Source organism: Gordonia sp. NPDC003422 (assembly GCF_053588675.1).
Genome location: NZ_JBSFQL010000004.1, coordinates 62,342 through 78,070 on the forward strand (window position 1 = coordinate 62,342; position 15,729 = coordinate 78,070).

12 protein-coding genes and 2 tRNA genes are annotated in these 15,729 nt (G+C 65.4%); 3 read left to right on the forward strand and 11 right to left on the reverse strand.

Translation table 11 applies throughout. The annotated features are described in order from the left end of the window. Positions 1–11: 11 nt before the first annotated feature. The 11 genes from ACWDTF_RS05155 to dnaA all read right to left on the reverse strand — a co-directional run bounded on the left by ACWDTF_RS05155 (position 12) and on the right by dnaA (position 14,213). Entirely contained in the window at positions 12–1,196 is a 1,185-nt protein-coding gene (locus ACWDTF_RS05155) for a hypothetical protein (RefSeq protein WP_433257168.1), read from the reverse strand. A gap of 68 nt (positions 1,197–1,264) precedes the next feature. After that, complete coding sequence (locus ACWDTF_RS05160; protein ID WP_449754054.1) at positions 1,265–1,765, reverse strand: hypothetical protein; 501 nt, start codon at positions 1,763–1,765, stop codon at positions 1,265–1,267. An 894-nt stretch (positions 1,766–2,659) separates the two neighbouring features. Beyond that, positions 2,660–2,735: transfer RNA gene (locus ACWDTF_RS05165), tRNA-Ala, on the reverse strand. 7 nt (positions 2,736–2,742) lie between these two features. Next, positions 2,743–2,819: transfer RNA gene (locus tag ACWDTF_RS05170), tRNA-Ile, on the reverse strand. Positions 2,820–3,067: 248 nt separating this feature from the next. Then, positions 3,068–4,018: a DUF3566 domain-containing protein gene (locus ACWDTF_RS05175; RefSeq protein WP_433257164.1), complete on the reverse strand. Its 951-nt coding sequence runs from the start codon at positions 4,016–4,018 to the stop codon at positions 3,068–3,070. A gap of 108 nt (positions 4,019–4,126) precedes the next feature. Next, on the reverse strand, positions 4,127–6,610 hold the full coding sequence (gene gyrA, locus ACWDTF_RS05180; protein ID WP_240855528.1) for a DNA gyrase subunit A: 2,484 nt from the start codon (positions 6,608–6,610) through the stop codon (positions 4,127–4,129). A 98-nt stretch (positions 6,611–6,708) separates the two neighbouring features. Continuing rightward, positions 6,709–8,769 (reverse strand): DNA topoisomerase (ATP-hydrolyzing) subunit B, encoded by a 2,061-nt coding sequence (gyrB, locus tag ACWDTF_RS05185; RefSeq protein ID WP_449754055.1) that lies wholly within the window; start codon positions 8,767–8,769, stop codon positions 6,709–6,711. Positions 8,770–9,076: 307 nt separating this feature from the next. After that, positions 9,077–9,625: a DUF721 family protein gene (locus ACWDTF_RS05190; RefSeq protein WP_240855525.1), complete on the reverse strand. Its 549-nt coding sequence runs from the start codon at positions 9,623–9,625 to the stop codon at positions 9,077–9,079. Next, positions 9,618–10,808, reverse strand: coding sequence for a DNA replication/repair protein RecF (recF, locus tag ACWDTF_RS05195; RefSeq protein ID WP_240855523.1), 1,191 nt, complete (start codon positions 10,806–10,808; stop codon positions 9,618–9,620). The genes ACWDTF_RS05190 and recF overlap by 8 nt, the downstream gene beginning before the upstream one ends. Before the next feature lie 31 nt (positions 10,809–10,839). Beyond that, positions 10,840–12,006 carry a DNA polymerase III subunit beta gene (gene dnaN / locus ACWDTF_RS05200; RefSeq protein ID WP_433257161.1) on the reverse strand — a complete coding sequence of 389 codons (1,167 nt, stop codon included), beginning with the start codon at positions 12,004–12,006 and terminating at the stop codon, positions 10,840–10,842. A gap of 590 nt (positions 12,007–12,596) precedes the next feature. Continuing rightward, positions 12,597–14,213, reverse strand: coding sequence for a chromosomal replication initiator protein DnaA (gene dnaA / locus ACWDTF_RS05205; RefSeq protein WP_449754056.1), 1,617 nt, complete (start codon positions 14,211–14,213; stop codon positions 12,597–12,599). A 567-nt stretch (positions 14,214–14,780) separates the two neighbouring features. Between dnaA and rpmH the strand changes: the two genes are divergently transcribed. The 3 genes from rpmH to yidD are packed head-to-tail and all read left to right on the forward strand — an operon-like array spanning position 14,781 to position 15,726. Continuing rightward, entirely contained in the window at positions 14,781–14,924 is a 144-nt protein-coding gene (gene rpmH, locus ACWDTF_RS05210) for a 50S ribosomal protein L34 (protein WP_006337454.1), read from the forward strand. Between the two features lie 50 nt (positions 14,925–14,974). After that, positions 14,975–15,376, forward strand: a complete 402-nt coding sequence (gene rnpA / locus ACWDTF_RS05215) for a ribonuclease P protein component (protein WP_355275712.1) — start codon at positions 14,975–14,977, stop codon at positions 15,374–15,376. Continuing rightward, the gene (gene yidD, locus ACWDTF_RS05220; protein WP_355275714.1) at positions 15,373–15,726 is read left to right on the forward strand and encodes a membrane protein insertion efficiency factor YidD; all 354 of its coding nucleotides are present in this window, start codon (positions 15,373–15,375) and stop codon (positions 15,724–15,726) included. The genes rnpA and yidD overlap by 4 nt, the downstream gene beginning before the upstream one ends. The last annotated feature ends 3 nt before the right edge of the window (positions 15,727–15,729 follow it).

A 15,729-nucleotide genomic window follows, 5' to 3' on the forward strand; every position in this document is an offset into this window, starting at 1 on the left:
TCGAGGTCTCCTCAGTTCGGTCGTGCTTCTTGTGGCCACGCGATGTTCACACCGGGCACCACGGATTTCAGTGCTGCCGCACCCTGTTTCGTCAGAGCGCGAGCACTCTGCTCGACCTGCGGACCCAACACCCGATACGGGGCAGTGGCCTGCTCCACCGACCACCCGAACTTCTGGCCGGCGATATTGCCGCTCACATCACCACGCTTGTTCACCACATAACTCACCGCCGGCAACCCAGCACGCTTGGCCTCATCAGGACCCAGGGTCAGCACAAACTGGTTCCCTTCCGGATTCGGCAACGCATGCTTGGGACCCGGGTTCTGCTGCCACGGCGCCCGCGGATTCGCCCCCGGATCCCCCGCACCCAACGTGTACGCCACAACACCAGCAGCCACCGTGCCCGCCAAACCCACCACCGCCACCGGAACACCCAGCAACGCAGCACCCGTCACCGCGCCCACACCAGCGCCAATCAGGGCACCCGGACCGACGAACGGCCAGGGCGCAAGCGGCTCGATTGCAAGCCCGACCGCCGCACCAATGCCCGCGCCGACCGCGGCACCCGCGAGCCCACCCACAGCCGCCGCAGCCACCGTCGCACCCACCGCGACCGTGCCACCGGCCATCACACCGATGATCGTCGACGCAGCCTGACGACTCGCCTCATCCTTGGGCACGCCTACCGAAATCAAACCCTGTGCGATCTTCGACTCCCCATACGCAGACCACGCATTGATCGAGTTCACATCTCGAACACTCATGCCCTGCGGGATGTCGGTGATGAAGTTGCCGATACGAATCTTGTTCGGCGGCGGCGCAATCGGCCGCACCGGAGCCACCGGCTTCGGCGCGGTCAACGGACGATTCGGCACCGGCGAATACCGATCTCCATAATCAATCACCTCAGGCACATACGGCTGATACGGCGCCTCCTGCGGCGGACCCGGCACCGAACCCGGACCCGGCTCCACCAACGGAACCTCATTACCCGGCGACGGCGCCGGGGTGGTACCGCCCTGCTCCGGAACGCCCGGCGTTGTACCACCCTGCTCCGGAACACCATGAGCGACACCAGCACCCACACCCGTCGCCAGCGCGGCAGCCATTGCGGCGACACTCAACGACAGCCGTACCGAGCCCACTCCGTCGGCCTCCCGACGATGCTTCGACCGTCCCCCGAGTTGATTGCTCACCTGTGATTTCCTCTCCTCCAGCGGCTCCCCCCGGGAGCACAGCGATTGTCGTTGTCGGCAAACACTTGTCAGCCCTCGTCCTTGGTTATCGACGCGATCCACGTCCTGCCTTCCAGCGACTCGGTGCGAATCACCTGCGGGTAGACGATCGGGGCGCCGCCGGTGGGCGGAAACACGCTGAGCCGCACCCGGTAGGTGCCTTCTCCGATGCTGGTGATCACCAAGCAGTGGTGAGATCCCGGACGAACGTTGTCGATGATGGCCTGCAGGACGTTCTCCGAATCCACTGCACCGGCCAGGGTTACGAGCCGAGCCTGCCGTGCGGAACGGGTGACGTAGTAGGCGTAGTTGAACGCCTTGATGGCACCGGCACCTGACCGCTGATCTCCCGCGTCGTTGCCGGTGGTGACCGGACCCCGGGTCGATGACGGGCTGTCGTTGGTGGGCGTCGACGAGATCGTGTCGTCGGGCGATGGCGTCGAACTCTGCGCGGCAACCGATTCCGTGGCGCGAGGTTCGCTGCCGCCGGTCAGCGCTAGTGTAAGGCCTCCGATGAGCGCAACTGCCACAAGAGCCGCCGCAGAGGCGAGAACCGCACCTCGATGGTCGTCCCAGACCCCGCGGACAGCTGACAGGCGCCCAGTCCGAGGTGGTGTGCGGTTGGGGGGCTCGAAGAGCGTCTCCCACTCTTGTGGAGCTCGCTCAGCCCTTGCCGCAGGCACTGCAGCCGGACGCTGGGGTTCAGACGGTGCTGTGGCGGCCGGACGCGGAGTTCCGAGTCGCGCCGCGGCGAGGTGGTCGGCGAGGACCCGGCCAGTTCTGGTGTCGGGTGTCGCGGCCGGCGGTTCGAGGTCATCGAACCAGCGCAAGGTCGGTTTCATCGCGTCAGCACCGGAACCGAGCATGACTCAACCCAGGCAGACCCTGCCCAGCTGATAGCCCTATCCCCCCGACTGCTCACCGCAAGTTCCCCCGACGACAAATGCCCTGCACTTGAAACACTCTGAGCGCGACGCTACATCAGATCAAATGTGGAATTCATCCCGGCATCCACAGGTGTGTGCCCAGTCACAGTCGAGTGCATGGCTCTGGGCACGACGGTCCAAGCGACGGGCGCAGTGCTCCGCGGCAACAGTCGCTGTCTCCTATCGTGCTGAAAGCTGTCACCGTAGGGCCGGACCTGCTTGAGCGGACGCTCAGCCGCCGGAGCACCCGCACGGGGCCAGGCGGTCGGTGGTGGGGCGTGTTTGGAATCTGTCCCCACCAGGGACCGGCACAGGCTTGCCGGACGCGGTGGCACACTCACTCGCGATTTCAACTACACCCGGAGGTCGTGGCGCGTCATACTTTCAAAAGCTATGACTCCATGAGCATTCTCGTTTGGTCGATGACGGCCGGCTTCGCCTTACTGGCGAACGACGCGGCACGAGTTACATTCCGCAAGAATGAGGTGCGTGGTGGGGTGGTGGAGCCTAGGAGATTCGAACTCCTGACATCCGCCTTGCAAAGGCGGCGCTCTACCAACTGAGCTAAGGCCCCTGGTTCTTGGTGGGCCTAGGAGGACTTGAACCTCCGACCTCTTCGTTATCAGCGAAGCGCTCTAACCGCCTGAGCTATAGGCCCTTGAACCGAGGTGTGAGATTACCCGACCCGACGCTCAAGTAGCAAAACGGCTGGTCGGTGGGCCCTGGGAGCCTACGCTGCGCGGTGACACGCCACGGCGACCATTTCGGTGACCGTCACCGCGGGGCTCTCGACCCGAATGCCCGAACGCGATCGCCACTCCGTAGGAAAGCTGTACGTCTCGACCCCACCACATGCACTGTGCACTTGGTCGGCCTCCCAGGTACAGATTTCCGACGGGTCCGCCGTCAGTCCAGGTCGGCGAGTGTGACCTCGGCGCCACCGACGAGGTCGGCACAGATGTTGTAGATGTAGGACCCGATGGTGGCCAGAGCGGTGATGAGGATGGCATTGACCGCGCCGAGCAACGCCGACGCACCGAACACGGTTGTGGCGCTCACGATGTCGCCTTCGCTCGCCGAACCGTCGGCGGTGACGAGGGTGCCGAAGGAGTTGTTCACCTGGTCCCAGACGCCCATGCCGTCGAGCACGAGGTAGAGCACGGCGATCGCGATCATCCAGATGATGAAGCCGATGACCGAGAGCACCGCGGCGATCTTGAACGTCGCCCAGGGATCGATCCGGCGGATTTGGACGGCCGCACGCAGCGGAGTGTTGGCGCGGACCTGTGCCGGCGCCGACCGTGCCGACGGTTTGGTCGCCGCAGCGGCCGCGGCCGTCTGTTTGGCCTCGGTGTGGTGGATCGCGTCGAGGTCGGGCAGCTGCTGCCCCTGGAGCTGATCGCGTTCGATGGTGCTCGTCGGCGATTCGACGAACCGTTGCGTCGGCTCCTGGGTTGCGGTGGCCGTCCGCCGCGGCGGATTCTCCAGATTGGTGACCGGGGCCTGCTCTCCGCTCATGCTGGCGGCGGCGGTACCGCTGCTCACAATGCCGCGCGGCGGCGGGCCGCCTTGTCCGTTCGGCGGCGGGCCGCCTTGTCCGTTCGGCGGCGGGCCGCCTTGTCCGTTCGGCGGCGGGCCGCTCGGCCCGGTTGGCGCACCCTGCCCATTAGGACCTACGACGGTGTCCCGGGTCGGCCGCTCGATCTCCTGCGTGACGCCCGGATCCACCTGGTCACGGCTGTCCGTCTGGCCCCGCTGCCAGGGCGGGACCAGACCGCCCGTCGGCGTGCCTGTGCCCGGCTGACCCCCAGCGTTGGGACCACCGTTGTCCTTGTCCCGATTGTTCGGTGTGCTCACTCGCAATTCCCTCGCTCGGCGTCTTCTGGTCACCGTGTTGTCGGCAGCACGTCGTTCCCAGCCTAACGGTAGTCGAGGTCACATCCGCGTTACCGCCGCCGCTGTCGGCTACTCGGTCGGCTCGTCGGGCTCGTCGGCGTTGCGTGCGATGGCGATGACCGTGGTGCCCTCGTCGAGGTTCATCAGCCGCACACCCTTGGTCTGACGTCCTGCCTTGCGCACCTGCTTGGCACCCGTGCGGATGACGCCCCCACCGGAGGTGATCGCGTACAGCTCGGATTCGTCGTCGACGATGAGTGCGCCGATCAGCTCGCCGCGTCTGCGGTCGTGCGCGATGGTCAGCACGCCCTTGCCGCCGCGTCCCTGGACCGGGTAATCGTCCATTCCGGTGCGCTTGGCGTAGCCGCCCGACGTCGCGACCAGCAGGTACGTGCCCTCTCGGACCACGTTCAGGCTCAGCAGCGTGTCGTCGGCGTTGAATCGCATCCCCTGCACGCCCGAGGTCTGGCGACCCATCGGACGCAGCGCCTCGTCGTCGGCGTGGAAGCGGATCGACTGGCCCTTCTGCGATACGAGCAGCAGGTCGTCGTCGGCGCTGCACAGCTGCGCACCGACGAGTTCGTCCTCGCCGCGCAGGTTGATCGCCGCGATGCCGCCCGACCGGTTGGAGTCGAAGTCCTCGAGCCGCGACTTCTTCACCAGACCGTTGCGGGTCGCGAGCACCAGGTACGGGGCGTCGTTGTAGGTCTTGATCTGGATGACCTGCGCGATGCGCTCTTCCGGCTGGAAGGCCAGCAGGTTCGCCACGTGCTGGCCGCGTGCGGTGCGGTTGGCCTCGGGCAACTCGTACGCCTTGGCTCGGTAGACGCGGCCCTTCGTGGTGAAGAACAGAATCCAGTCGTGCGTCGACGACACGAAGAAGTGCTTGACGATGTCGTCCTGCTTGAGGCCGGCACCCTGCACACCTTTGCCGCCCCGACGCTGACTGCGATACAGGTCGGTCTTGGTGCGCTTGGCGTAGCCGGTCTCGGTGATGGTGACGACGACGTCCTCGCGGGCGATCAGATCCTCGTCGGACACGTCGCCGTCGGCCGCGATGATCTGGGTACGACGCTCGTCGCCGTACTTCTCGACGACCTCCTTGAGCTCGTCGCGCACGATCGCGCGCTGACGCTCGGGCTTGTCGAGGATGTCCTTGAGGTCGGCGATCTCGCGCTCGATCTCGGCGAGTTCGTCGATGATCTTCTGCCGCTCCAACGCCGAGAGGCGACGCAACTGCATCGCCAGGATGGCGTCGGCCTGGATCTCGTCGATCTCCAGCAGACCCATCAGGCCGGTGCGAGCGGCCTCGGTGTTGGCCGACGCGCGGATCAACGCGATCACTTCGTCAAGGGCGTCAAGGGCTTTCACCAGACCACGCAGGATGTGTGCGCGCTCCTCGGCCTTGCGCAGCAGGTACCGCGTGCGACGCACGATGACGTCGATCTGGTGCTCGACGTAGTAACGGATCATCTGGTCGAGACGCAGCGTGCGCGGCACACCGTCGACGATGGACAGCATGTTGGCACCGAAGCTGGTCTGCAGCTGGCTGTGCTTGTACAGGTTGTTGAGCACCACCTTGGCGACCGCGTCGCGGCGCAGGGTGACGACGATCCGCATGCCGACACGATCCGAGGACTGATCCTCGATTCGGCTGATGCCCTTGAGTTTTCCTTCGTTCACCTGCTCGGCGATCGACTGGATCAGGTTGTCGGGGTTGACCTGGTACGGCAGTTCGGTGACGACGAGAGTGGTGGTGCCCTTGTTCTCCTCGATGTCGACCACCGACCGCATCCGGATGCTGCCGCGCCCGGTTGTATAGGCGTCGCGGATGCCCTGGCTGCCGACAATCAGTGCGGCCGTAGGGAAATCGGGTCCCTTGATCGATTCCATGCAGGCGTTGAGCAACGTCTCGTCGTCCGCGTCGGGATGCTCGAGCGCCCAGAACACCGCGTCGGCGACCTCGGTCAGGTTGTGCGGCGGGATGTTGGTGGCCATGCCGACGGCGATGCCGCCGGATCCGTTGATCAGCAGGTTCGGGATGCGCGCCGGCAGAACCGTCGGCTCCTCGGTCTTGCCGTCGTAGTTGGGCGTGAGATCGACTGTCTCCTTGTCGATGTCACGCAACATCTCCATCGCCAGCGGCGTCAGACGCGCTTCGGTGTAACGCATCGCGGCTGCGCCGTCGTTGCCGCGCGAACCGAAGTTGCCCTGGCCGTCGATGAGCGGGTAGCGCATCGACCATGGCTGAGCCATGCGCACCAGCGCGTCATAGATCGCCGTGTCGCCGTGCGGATGGTAGTTACCCATCGTCTCCGCAACGGGTTTCGCCGATTTCACGTAGCTGCGGTCGGGGCGGAACCCGGCGTCGTAGGACGCGTAGAGCAGGCGACGGTGCACCGGCTTGAGGCCGTCGCGCACCTCGGGCAGCGCGCGCCCGACGATCACGCTCATGGCGTAATCGATGTAGCTCTTCTGCATCTCCTGGCCGAGATCGACCGGTTCGACGCGATCGCCTTCACCGCCGGCGGGCGGGAGCGTGGTGTCAGTCATTGCTCATTCTTTCTGCCGGGTGGTTTCGAGGCTCGCTTCGCTCGCACCTCAACCAGCGGAGTGCGGCGGTTCGCATGTGAGCCTGCGATGGGGAGGCGTCAGACATCTAGGAAGCGAACATCTTTCGCGTTGCGGGCGATGAAGCTGCGGCGGGCGGCGACATCCTCGCCCATCAGGATGGAGAAGAGTTCGTCGGCAGCGGCCGCGTCGTCGAGCGTCACCTGACGCAGGACGCGGACCTCCGGATCCATCGTGGTCTCCCACAGTTCCTTGGCGTTCATCTCGCCGAGGCCCTTGTAGCGCTGGATGCCGTCGTCGGCGTTGATCTTCTTGCCGGCGGCCCGACCCTCTTCGAGCAGGCCATCGCGCTCGCGGTCGGAGTAGGCGAACTCCGGTTCGGTCTTCTGCCACTTCAGTTTGTACAGCGGCGGCTGTGCCAGATAAACGTGACCGTGCTCGATGAGCGGGCGCATGAAACGGAACAGCAGCGTCAGCAGCAGCGTCGAAATGTGTTGTCCGTCAACGTCGGCGTCGGCCATGAGCACGATCTTGTGATAGCGCAGCTTGGCGATGTCGAACTCGTCATGGATGCCCGTACCGAACGCGGTGATGATCGACTGGACCTCGGTGTTCTTGAGCACCCGGTCGATACGTGCCTTCTCGACGTTGATGATCTTGCCGCGCAACGGCAGGATCGCCTGGTACATCGAATCCCGGCCCGACTTGGCCGAGCCACCCGCGGAGTCACCCTCCACGATGTAGACCTCACACTTGGACGGATCGTTGCTGCGGCAGTCGGCGAGCTTGCCGGGCAGACCGCCGATGTCGGTTGCGGTCTTGCGCCGCACCAACTCTCGCGCCTTACGCGCCGCCATGCGGGCCTGCGCGGAGTCGACGGCCTTGCGGATGATGATCTTGGCCTCGGCCGGATTGGACTCGAACCAATGCGCCAGGTGCTCGTTGCATGTCTTCTGCACAAAGCCCTTGACCTCGGTGTTGCCGAGCTTCGTCTTGGTCTGGCCCTCGAACTGCGGGTCGCCGACCTTCACCGAGATGACCGCCGCGAGTCCCTCGCGGATGTCGTCGCCGGTGAGTTTGCCGTCCTTCTCCTTGAGCAGCTTCTTGTCGACGGCGTACTTGTTGACCGTGCTGGTCAGCGCCGCGCGGAAACCTTCCTCATGGGTGCCGCCCTCATGGGTGTTGATCGTGTTGGCAAAGGTGTGCACCGACTCGGAGTAGCCGGCGTTCCACTGCATCGCGATCTCCACCTCGTGCCCGGTGCCCTTGGCGGTGAAGCCGATGACCGAGGTGTGGATCGGTTGCTTGGTGCGATTGAGGTGCTTGATGTAGTCGACCAGGCCGTCGGGGTAGTGATAGGTCCGCGTCTTCGGCTTGGCGGCCGCGGTCTTCTTCTCTTCCTCGGACTTGACGGTCTCCGCGGTGTCCGCGGGCGGGGTGTCACCGTTGGCGTCCCCGGGGGTGTCGACGACGTGCGGGCGCTTGTCGGTCAGCGTGATGGTGAGGCCCTTGTTGAGGAAGGCCATCTCCTGCAGGCGACGCGCGACCGTCTCCGCGCTGAACACCGTGGTCTCGAAGATGTCGGCGTCCGGCCAGAACCGCACCGTGGTGCCGGTCTTTCGGGTGGGGTCGCCCTTCTGCAGCGCCTCGGGCTTGGCGTGATCGTAGGTCTGCTCCCAGTGAAAGCCGCCGTAGTTGATCTCGAGCTCCACCTTGGTGGACAGCGCGTTCACCACGGAGATGCCGACGCCGTGCAGACCGCCGGACACCGCGTAGGCGTCCGAGTCGAACTTGCCGCCCGCGTGCAGCTGGGTCATGACGACCTCGACCGTCGGGACGCCGGTCGCGTGCATGTCGGTGGGGATGCCGCGGCCGTCGTCGACGACCTCGACGCCACCGTCCTCGAGCAGCGTGACCTCGACCTTGGAGGCGTAACCGGCCATCGCCTCGTCGACCGAGTTGTCGACGACCTCCCAGATCAGATGGTGCAGACCGCGCTCACCGGTGGAGCCGATGTACATGCCCGGTCGTTTGCGGACGGCTTCGAGGCCTTCGAGGATGCTGATCGAATCGGCGCTGTACTCGCCGGACTTCTTTGTCTTGCGACCCTTGGATCCTGCGGTGTCGTTACTGTCGGCCACGAGGTGCGTCCGCTCCTGTTCTGCTCTGGACGACGCCATCAGACGTGCGTCGTCGTTCCGTCGACGTGGTGGGACGACTACCATCGGTGTGGACACAAGTCAGGTTCGTCGCAGGCCTCGTCTGGCCCGCGACCGCCACATGTGATGGTCGTGCTCCCACCCCTGTCGGGACAACATCACCAGTGTACTGCCTAACCCGACCAGGAACCCGCATCCGGGGCCGCTGACGCGTTCGCTGGCGAATTTTTTTGGATAGTTGCCGGTTCGATCGTGGCCCGGGGACAAAACCTCGTTCTGGAGACCGTTGTCACCCGTAGGTGTCGCGGGGTCCGCGACCGGGGACGTGCCGCTCCCCTTTTCGCCACGACGGCCCCTTGGGACCGGTGATCCGCAGCGAGGTGACCATCCCGTCGCCGATGGCCGCGGCGATCTTCGCCAGGATCTGAGCCTGCACGTAACGCAGCTGGGTGGCCCACGCGGTGGACTCGGCCTGAACGTGTAAGACGTTGTCGCGCAGAGCAACCGGCTGTGCATGCGCCGCAACGTCGGCACCGACGATCTGCTCCCACATGCCGAAGAGCGTGCCTTCACCGATCTTGGGCTGCCACCCACGCTCGCGGGCGAGACCACCGGCGAGCCGGCCAAGCGGCTGCGGATCCCGGCCGTCGGGTCCCGACCCCGACCAGCGTCGGCGCTTGCTCTTTCCGCTGGTCGGACGTCGAACCGGGGACGCCCGGCCATGTCCGACCGACTTTCCCGCAGCCCTCGCCGCCGCCCGGGCCTCTTCCAGGGCGCGGCGCGCGCGTTCGTATCCGCCCAGGTTCTCGGGCGTACCGGCGTCGTCTTCGTCAGTCACCGGTCGCCTCCTCCCCTGTCGCCAGCACCGACCGTCGGCCTTCCTCGTCGGCGACGACTTCGATGGCGACGCGTCGGCCACCGATGCCCGACGGGATGTCCTCCGCCACGGCAGCGGTCACCAACAACTGTTCGGCGTCGGCGGTGAACTCCGCCAGTTTACGACGCCGCGCCGCGTCGAGTTCGGCGAAGACGTCGTCGAGCATGATCACCGGCTCGACGCCCTCGGCACGCGCAAGGGCCACCGACGCGAGCCGCAGCGACAATGCGAGCGACCACGATTCACCATGGCTGGCAAAGCCTTTCGCGATCTCGTCACCAAGAATCACGCCGACGTCGTCACGATGCGGACCCACCAGGCAGACGCCACGATCGATCTCCTTGGACCGCAGATCGGCCAACCGGTCAAGAAGTGACTGACGAATGTGCTCCACGTCGGCCGACTCACCTGCCGGCGGCAGCAGATCTGCTCCCGCCGTGGGGAGGTAGGCCAGGTCTGCCGGACGCGAGTGCGGGGCGATCGACCCGTACGCCTCGATGAAATGCGGGCGCAGGGCTTCGAGGATGTCGATGCGTGCCGCCGTGACCACCGCTCCGTGCTCGGCGAGCTGACCGTCCCAGACGTCCAGTGTGCTCAGCACCGATTCGGCGTCGCTGCCCCCGCGTCGCATCGCGGCCCCCGCGGTCTTCAGCAGGGCGGACCGCTGGCGCAGTACGCGGTCGTAGTCGGAGCGGGCCGCAACATGGAGCGGGCCCTTCTGCGCGACCAGTTCGTCGACGAAGCGTCGACGATCGGTCGGTTCCCCACGCACCAGCGACAGGTCCTCGGGCGCGAACAGCACGGCGCGCAGAATCCCGACGACCTCGCGGGCGCGACGTGCCGGACCACCGTTGATCGACGCCTTGTTGGCACCTTCGGCGTTGATCCGCAGTTGCGCGGTGAGTTCGCGTCCACTGTTCTCGACGGTCGCCGTGACCAGCGCCGATTGCTTTCCAGTGTGGACGAGCGGCACATCGCTGGACACCCGATGGGACCGGAGCGTCGCCAGATAGTAGAGCGCTTCCAGGATGTTGGTCTTACCGAAACCATTGCGCCCGGTGAAAATGGTCGGCTCGGCACGCAGCTCGATGTCGGCAGACTGCCACGACCGGAAGTCGCGAAGGTGCAGCTCACGAACGAACACGGCAGCTTCTCGACGGGCGCGGGCGCGCGGGTCAGCCCGGAAGGCGGACCGGCATGAGCAGGTACGTGAACGCGCTCGCCGGCGCCGGGAAGGCACCCGACTCGTCGGCCACCGGTTCGTCACCACTCGCCGGACGCAGGACAGCGGGCCGGCTCGGCGTCGTGAATCCGAAATCGACCGTGTCGGCGTTGATGGCCGACAAGCCGTCCAGCAGGTATCCCGGGTTGAAGGCGATCGTCAAGGGTTCGCCGCTGAACTGCACAGCCAACTCCTCCTCGGCCTTGCCGGCTTCGTCGCCACCGGCCGTGAGGAGCACGGATCCCTCGGCGAATTCCAGGCGCACCTGGGCGCCACGCTCGGCGACCAGCGCGACGCGTCGGATCGCCTCGATGAGCGGCGCGCTGTCGATGGTGGCAACCGCCGTGTGACTTGCGGGCAGCAACTGACGGAACTTGGGGAACTCGGCGTCGAGCAATCGGGTGGTGGTGCGCTTGGACTCACCGAGGATGCCGAGGATGCCGTCGGAGCCGATTGCCGAGCCCGCACCGAATGCCAGCGACACCACACCGGTGCCCTCGGCGCCGGCGGTCTTGGCGCTCTCCGAAAGAGTCTTGGCGGGTACCAGAACCGCCCCGGTGGTGTCCGGATCCGTGGGCTCCCACTGCAATTCGCGGACAGCCAGACGGAATCGGTCGGTGGCGGCGAGCACCACGCCGGAGCCTTCGATCTCCACGCGCACACCGGTCAGCATCGGCAGCGTGTCATCACGCCCGGCCGCAACGGCGACCTGCGAGATCGCCTCGGCGAACAGCTGGGTGGGGATGGTGCCCGTGACCGCGGGCACGTCGGGCAGCTGTGGGTAGTCCTCCACAGGCATCGTCGGCAGCGAGAACTTGGCGCTCCCGCACGCGATGGCCACGCGGGAACCGTCGAGGGTCACATCGACCGGCTTGTTGGGCAGCGCCTTGGTGATCTCGGCGAGGAGTCGGCCCGAGACGAGGACCTTGCCGGGTTCGGCGACCTCGGCGGCGATGGACTCCTGGGCCGAGACCTCGTAGTCGAATCCCGAGACGGTCAGGCCGTTGTCGACGTCGAGGACCACACAGCCGAGCACCGGTACCGGCGGTCGAGAAGGCAGGCTACGGGCGACCCAGGCAACGGAATCTGCGAACTCGTCACGCGCGACACGAAACTTCATGCTGGGAAACAGCCCTTCTCTCGTTCGGGGATCCCCACTGTAGAACGCCACCGCGCCGGAGTGGGCTGTTGGGTGCAAGTCGAGGCGCTTTGCGTGGATGCGAGCCGAGCGAGGCTGTCGGTTTCGGCACTGACACTGTGCACAGTCCTTCTTACAAAAGAAGTTCTCTAGAGAGGGATCCATCTCAGTAATAGGTGCTGTGGAATCTGTGCACAACCGGGGAATCAGCCCTGTCCGAGCGCCTCTGGCGATGTGGATGTCCGGTGGACGATCCGTGCACGGTTACGCCGAGGTATGTGGAGTACCAAGGTTGTTCGTATTCCGTGCACCTTGCGTACACAAGTTACCGACGGTTATCCCAAGACTCATCCACAGCTGGTGATGAACATACTCAGTGGGATTGTGAGTCGCCGCATCGACGACGAGAACCTCAACCTTGTCGTGATGGTTGAGGGTTGGTTCCACGATCGCCATAGGGAATCTGTACGCCCTGACCTCACGAGACGCACAGTGCACCTGACCGGTCTCCCAGGTACAGATTCCCGAGGGGTCTGGACGGAGCTATCTCGGTGGCCGCGGCGGTCGAATCGTCAGGAGGAGGCGCGCTGTTTGATGCGCGCGGTGAGCTCCTGGACGTGGTCGTACACCTTGCGCCGCTCGGCCATCTCCTTGCGGATCTTGCGTTCGGCGTACATGACGGTGGTGTGGTCGCGGTCGAAGGTCTCGCCGATTTTGGGTAGCGACAGGTCGGTGAGCTCACGGCACAGATACATCGAGATCTGCCGCGCTTGGGCCAACGAACGCGTCTTGCCGGGTCCGCGGAGTTCGTCGACGGAGATGTCGAAGTACTCGGCCGTGATCACCAGGATGCTGGCCGCGCTGACCTCCAGGGTGCCGGAGTTGGGCAGCAGCGCCTGCAGGACGACGTCGGCGAGCGACATGTCGAGCTCGGCGTTGTTGAGCGACGCGTAGGCGGTGACGCGGATGAGCGCACCCTCGAGTTCGCGGATGTTGCGCTCGATCTTGGAGGCGATGAGTTCGAGGACGTCGTCGGGCACCGCGATGTTGTCCATCTGTGCCTTCTTGCGCAAGATCGCGATGCGGGTCTCGAGATCGGGTGGCTGGACATCGGTGATCAGGCCCCACTCGAATCGCGTGCGGAGTCGATCTTCAAGTGTCGCAAGCTGTTTGGGCGGTCGATCGGAGGAGATGACGATCTGTTTGCTCGCGTTGTGCAGCGTGTTGAAGGTGTGGAAGAACTCTTCCTGGATACCTTCTTTGCCGATCAGGAACTGGATGTCGTCGACGAGAAGGACATCGACATCGCGGTAGCGGCGTTTGAACGCGACCCGACGGTCGTCACGCAGCGAGTTGATGAAGTCGTTGGTGAACTCTTCGGTGGAGACGTACTTGACCCGCATACCCGGGAAGAGGCGCTGAGCGTAGTGGCCGGCAGCATGCAGCAGGTGAGTCTTGCCGAGCCCCGATTCCCCCCAGATGAACAGCGGGTTGTATGCCCGGGCCGGGGCCTCGGACACCGCAACCGCCGATGCATGGGCAAACCGGTTGGACGCGCCGATGACGAAGGTGTCGAAGGTGTACTTCGGGTTGAGGTTGGCGCTCGGCACCGCCGGTGCGGTGGTCGGACGTTCCGCGAAATAGGCGGTCCAGTCCCCGGAATCAGGTCGCGGGCGGTCGCCGGAGGCTTCGCCGCCAGGTGAGCGGAACGCGTTGTCGGCCAAACCAGGCCGCGGACGACCCGCCATCGACTCACCGGGGAGCCCGTCGTCGAATGCCGTGCCCGACGCAGAAGGACCCGACGCAGAAGGAGCTGACGCAGAAGGAGCTGACACCGGACCGCGATTCATGTCGGCGCGGGCATCGACGTCGGAGCCGTTCTCCGCGCGGGTGTCCTCCGCGCGTGGCGTGGCGATGCGAACGCCGAGGTCCACCGGCTGCCCGAGGTGTTTGCTGAGGGTGGATCGAATGGTGTCGCGGAGGTTCCGTTCGATCTGCTCTTGGACCAGTGGCGTGGGCACCGTCAACAGCGCGAAGCCTTCGGCCAGGGTGAGCGGGCGGACCAACGACAACCAGGCCTTCTGCTGCCTGGTGAGCGGTTCGTGGTCGGGTGCGGCGGCATCGTCGTCGTTCAACTCGGCGACGACCTGCTGCCACACCTCGCCAAATGTGTCGCGGTCTGAAGTCACGTGGGGCCCTCCTGCCCGGGAAAACTACCAGCGTTCTCCGGCAAGGATGGCGTTGCGTTGCGATAGAGCCGAGTTGTCCACACAGTTATCCACATCTGTGTACAGAAGGGATGAAGATACCGGAAGCAACGCTTCGCGGCCAAGTTCCATGGTCGACGCGGGCGACCACTTCGGTGAAGGTTACAGAGCAGTGGCTTCCGTCACAACAGAATCCGAAACTTTCGATCACGAGAAAGACAACACTGCGCGAGCCGGGCGTCGGGCGCGTACGACGCCGGATGACTCGGCCAGGACGACCTCGTGTCGGCTTCATCACAGGGTCTGCGATTGCCCGGTCGGCGTCGGGACCCTCGTTTGATTTGAGGCGCCACTCTCAGTACTCTCGACTGGTCATCCAGGTTGCGGATTTGCGCGGTGACCGCGCGGAGCTTTACCAGGTTCCGTCGAGGTCAACCGACTGATACCACCGACACGAGTTCGGCACCGCTCCCGGATCAACCGACCAACCAGAAAGCCGTGGGTTCGCACGCGAGGCGGGCACCCACGCACGGAGCACAAGGAGTCACCGTGGCCAAGGGCAAGCGGACCTTCCAGCCGAACAACCGTCGTCGTGCGCGCGTGCATGGATTCCGGCTGCGCATGCGCACTCGCGCCGGCCGCGCGATCGTCAACGGCCGTCGAAGCAAGGGCCGCGCGAAGCTCACGGCCTGATCGTCGACCGATGACCGAGTCGGTGCCACCGCCTCGGTCTCCGCTGATCGATGACTGCGCCTCGCCATCGGATCTCCCGGAGATCCGACTTTTCTCGCACGCTGCGAAACGGCGTGCGGGTTTCGTCGCGCGATCTGGTGGTGCACGCATCGCCCGTCCCGACCATGTGGCCCGATCCTCGCAACGTCCGATCCGACGTCGCGATGACCGGTGGACCCTGGTTGGGACTGATCGTGAGCAAAGCTGTGGGCCCGGCGGTGACCCGGCACGCCGTCGCGCGTCGTCTGCGTGCTGCCTTCGCCGAGACCATGCAATCGTGTCCGTCACCGGAGACCTTCGTGGTTGTTCGTGCTCACCGCAGCGCTGCGGGCCGTAGCAGCATCGAGCTGGCCGAACAACTCGAGGGAGCGTTCACGCATCCGCGACTTGCCCGGCTCGGTGATCGGCCATGACGGACACTGTGGACCAGAGCATGCAGACTCCTCCGACGACGGCGGCTTCTCCCACGACAACGGGGCGGCTGTGGACAACGACCAAGCTCCTCCCCCGCCGGGCACTGATCTTCCTGATCGAGCTCTACCGCACCTGGGTCTCGCCGCTGCGTCTGCCGACGTGCCGGTTTGAGCCGACCTGTTCGGGGTACGCGGTCGAAGCCCTCGAAACCCACGGCTTCTTCTATGGCGGCTGGTTGTCGATCGTTCGACTCCTCAAATGTGGACCTTGGCACAAACCTGGTTACGACCCGGTACCCGAACACGGGTTCCGCTGGCGTAGACCACCGACGGAAGTGAGGGGCAACTAACCC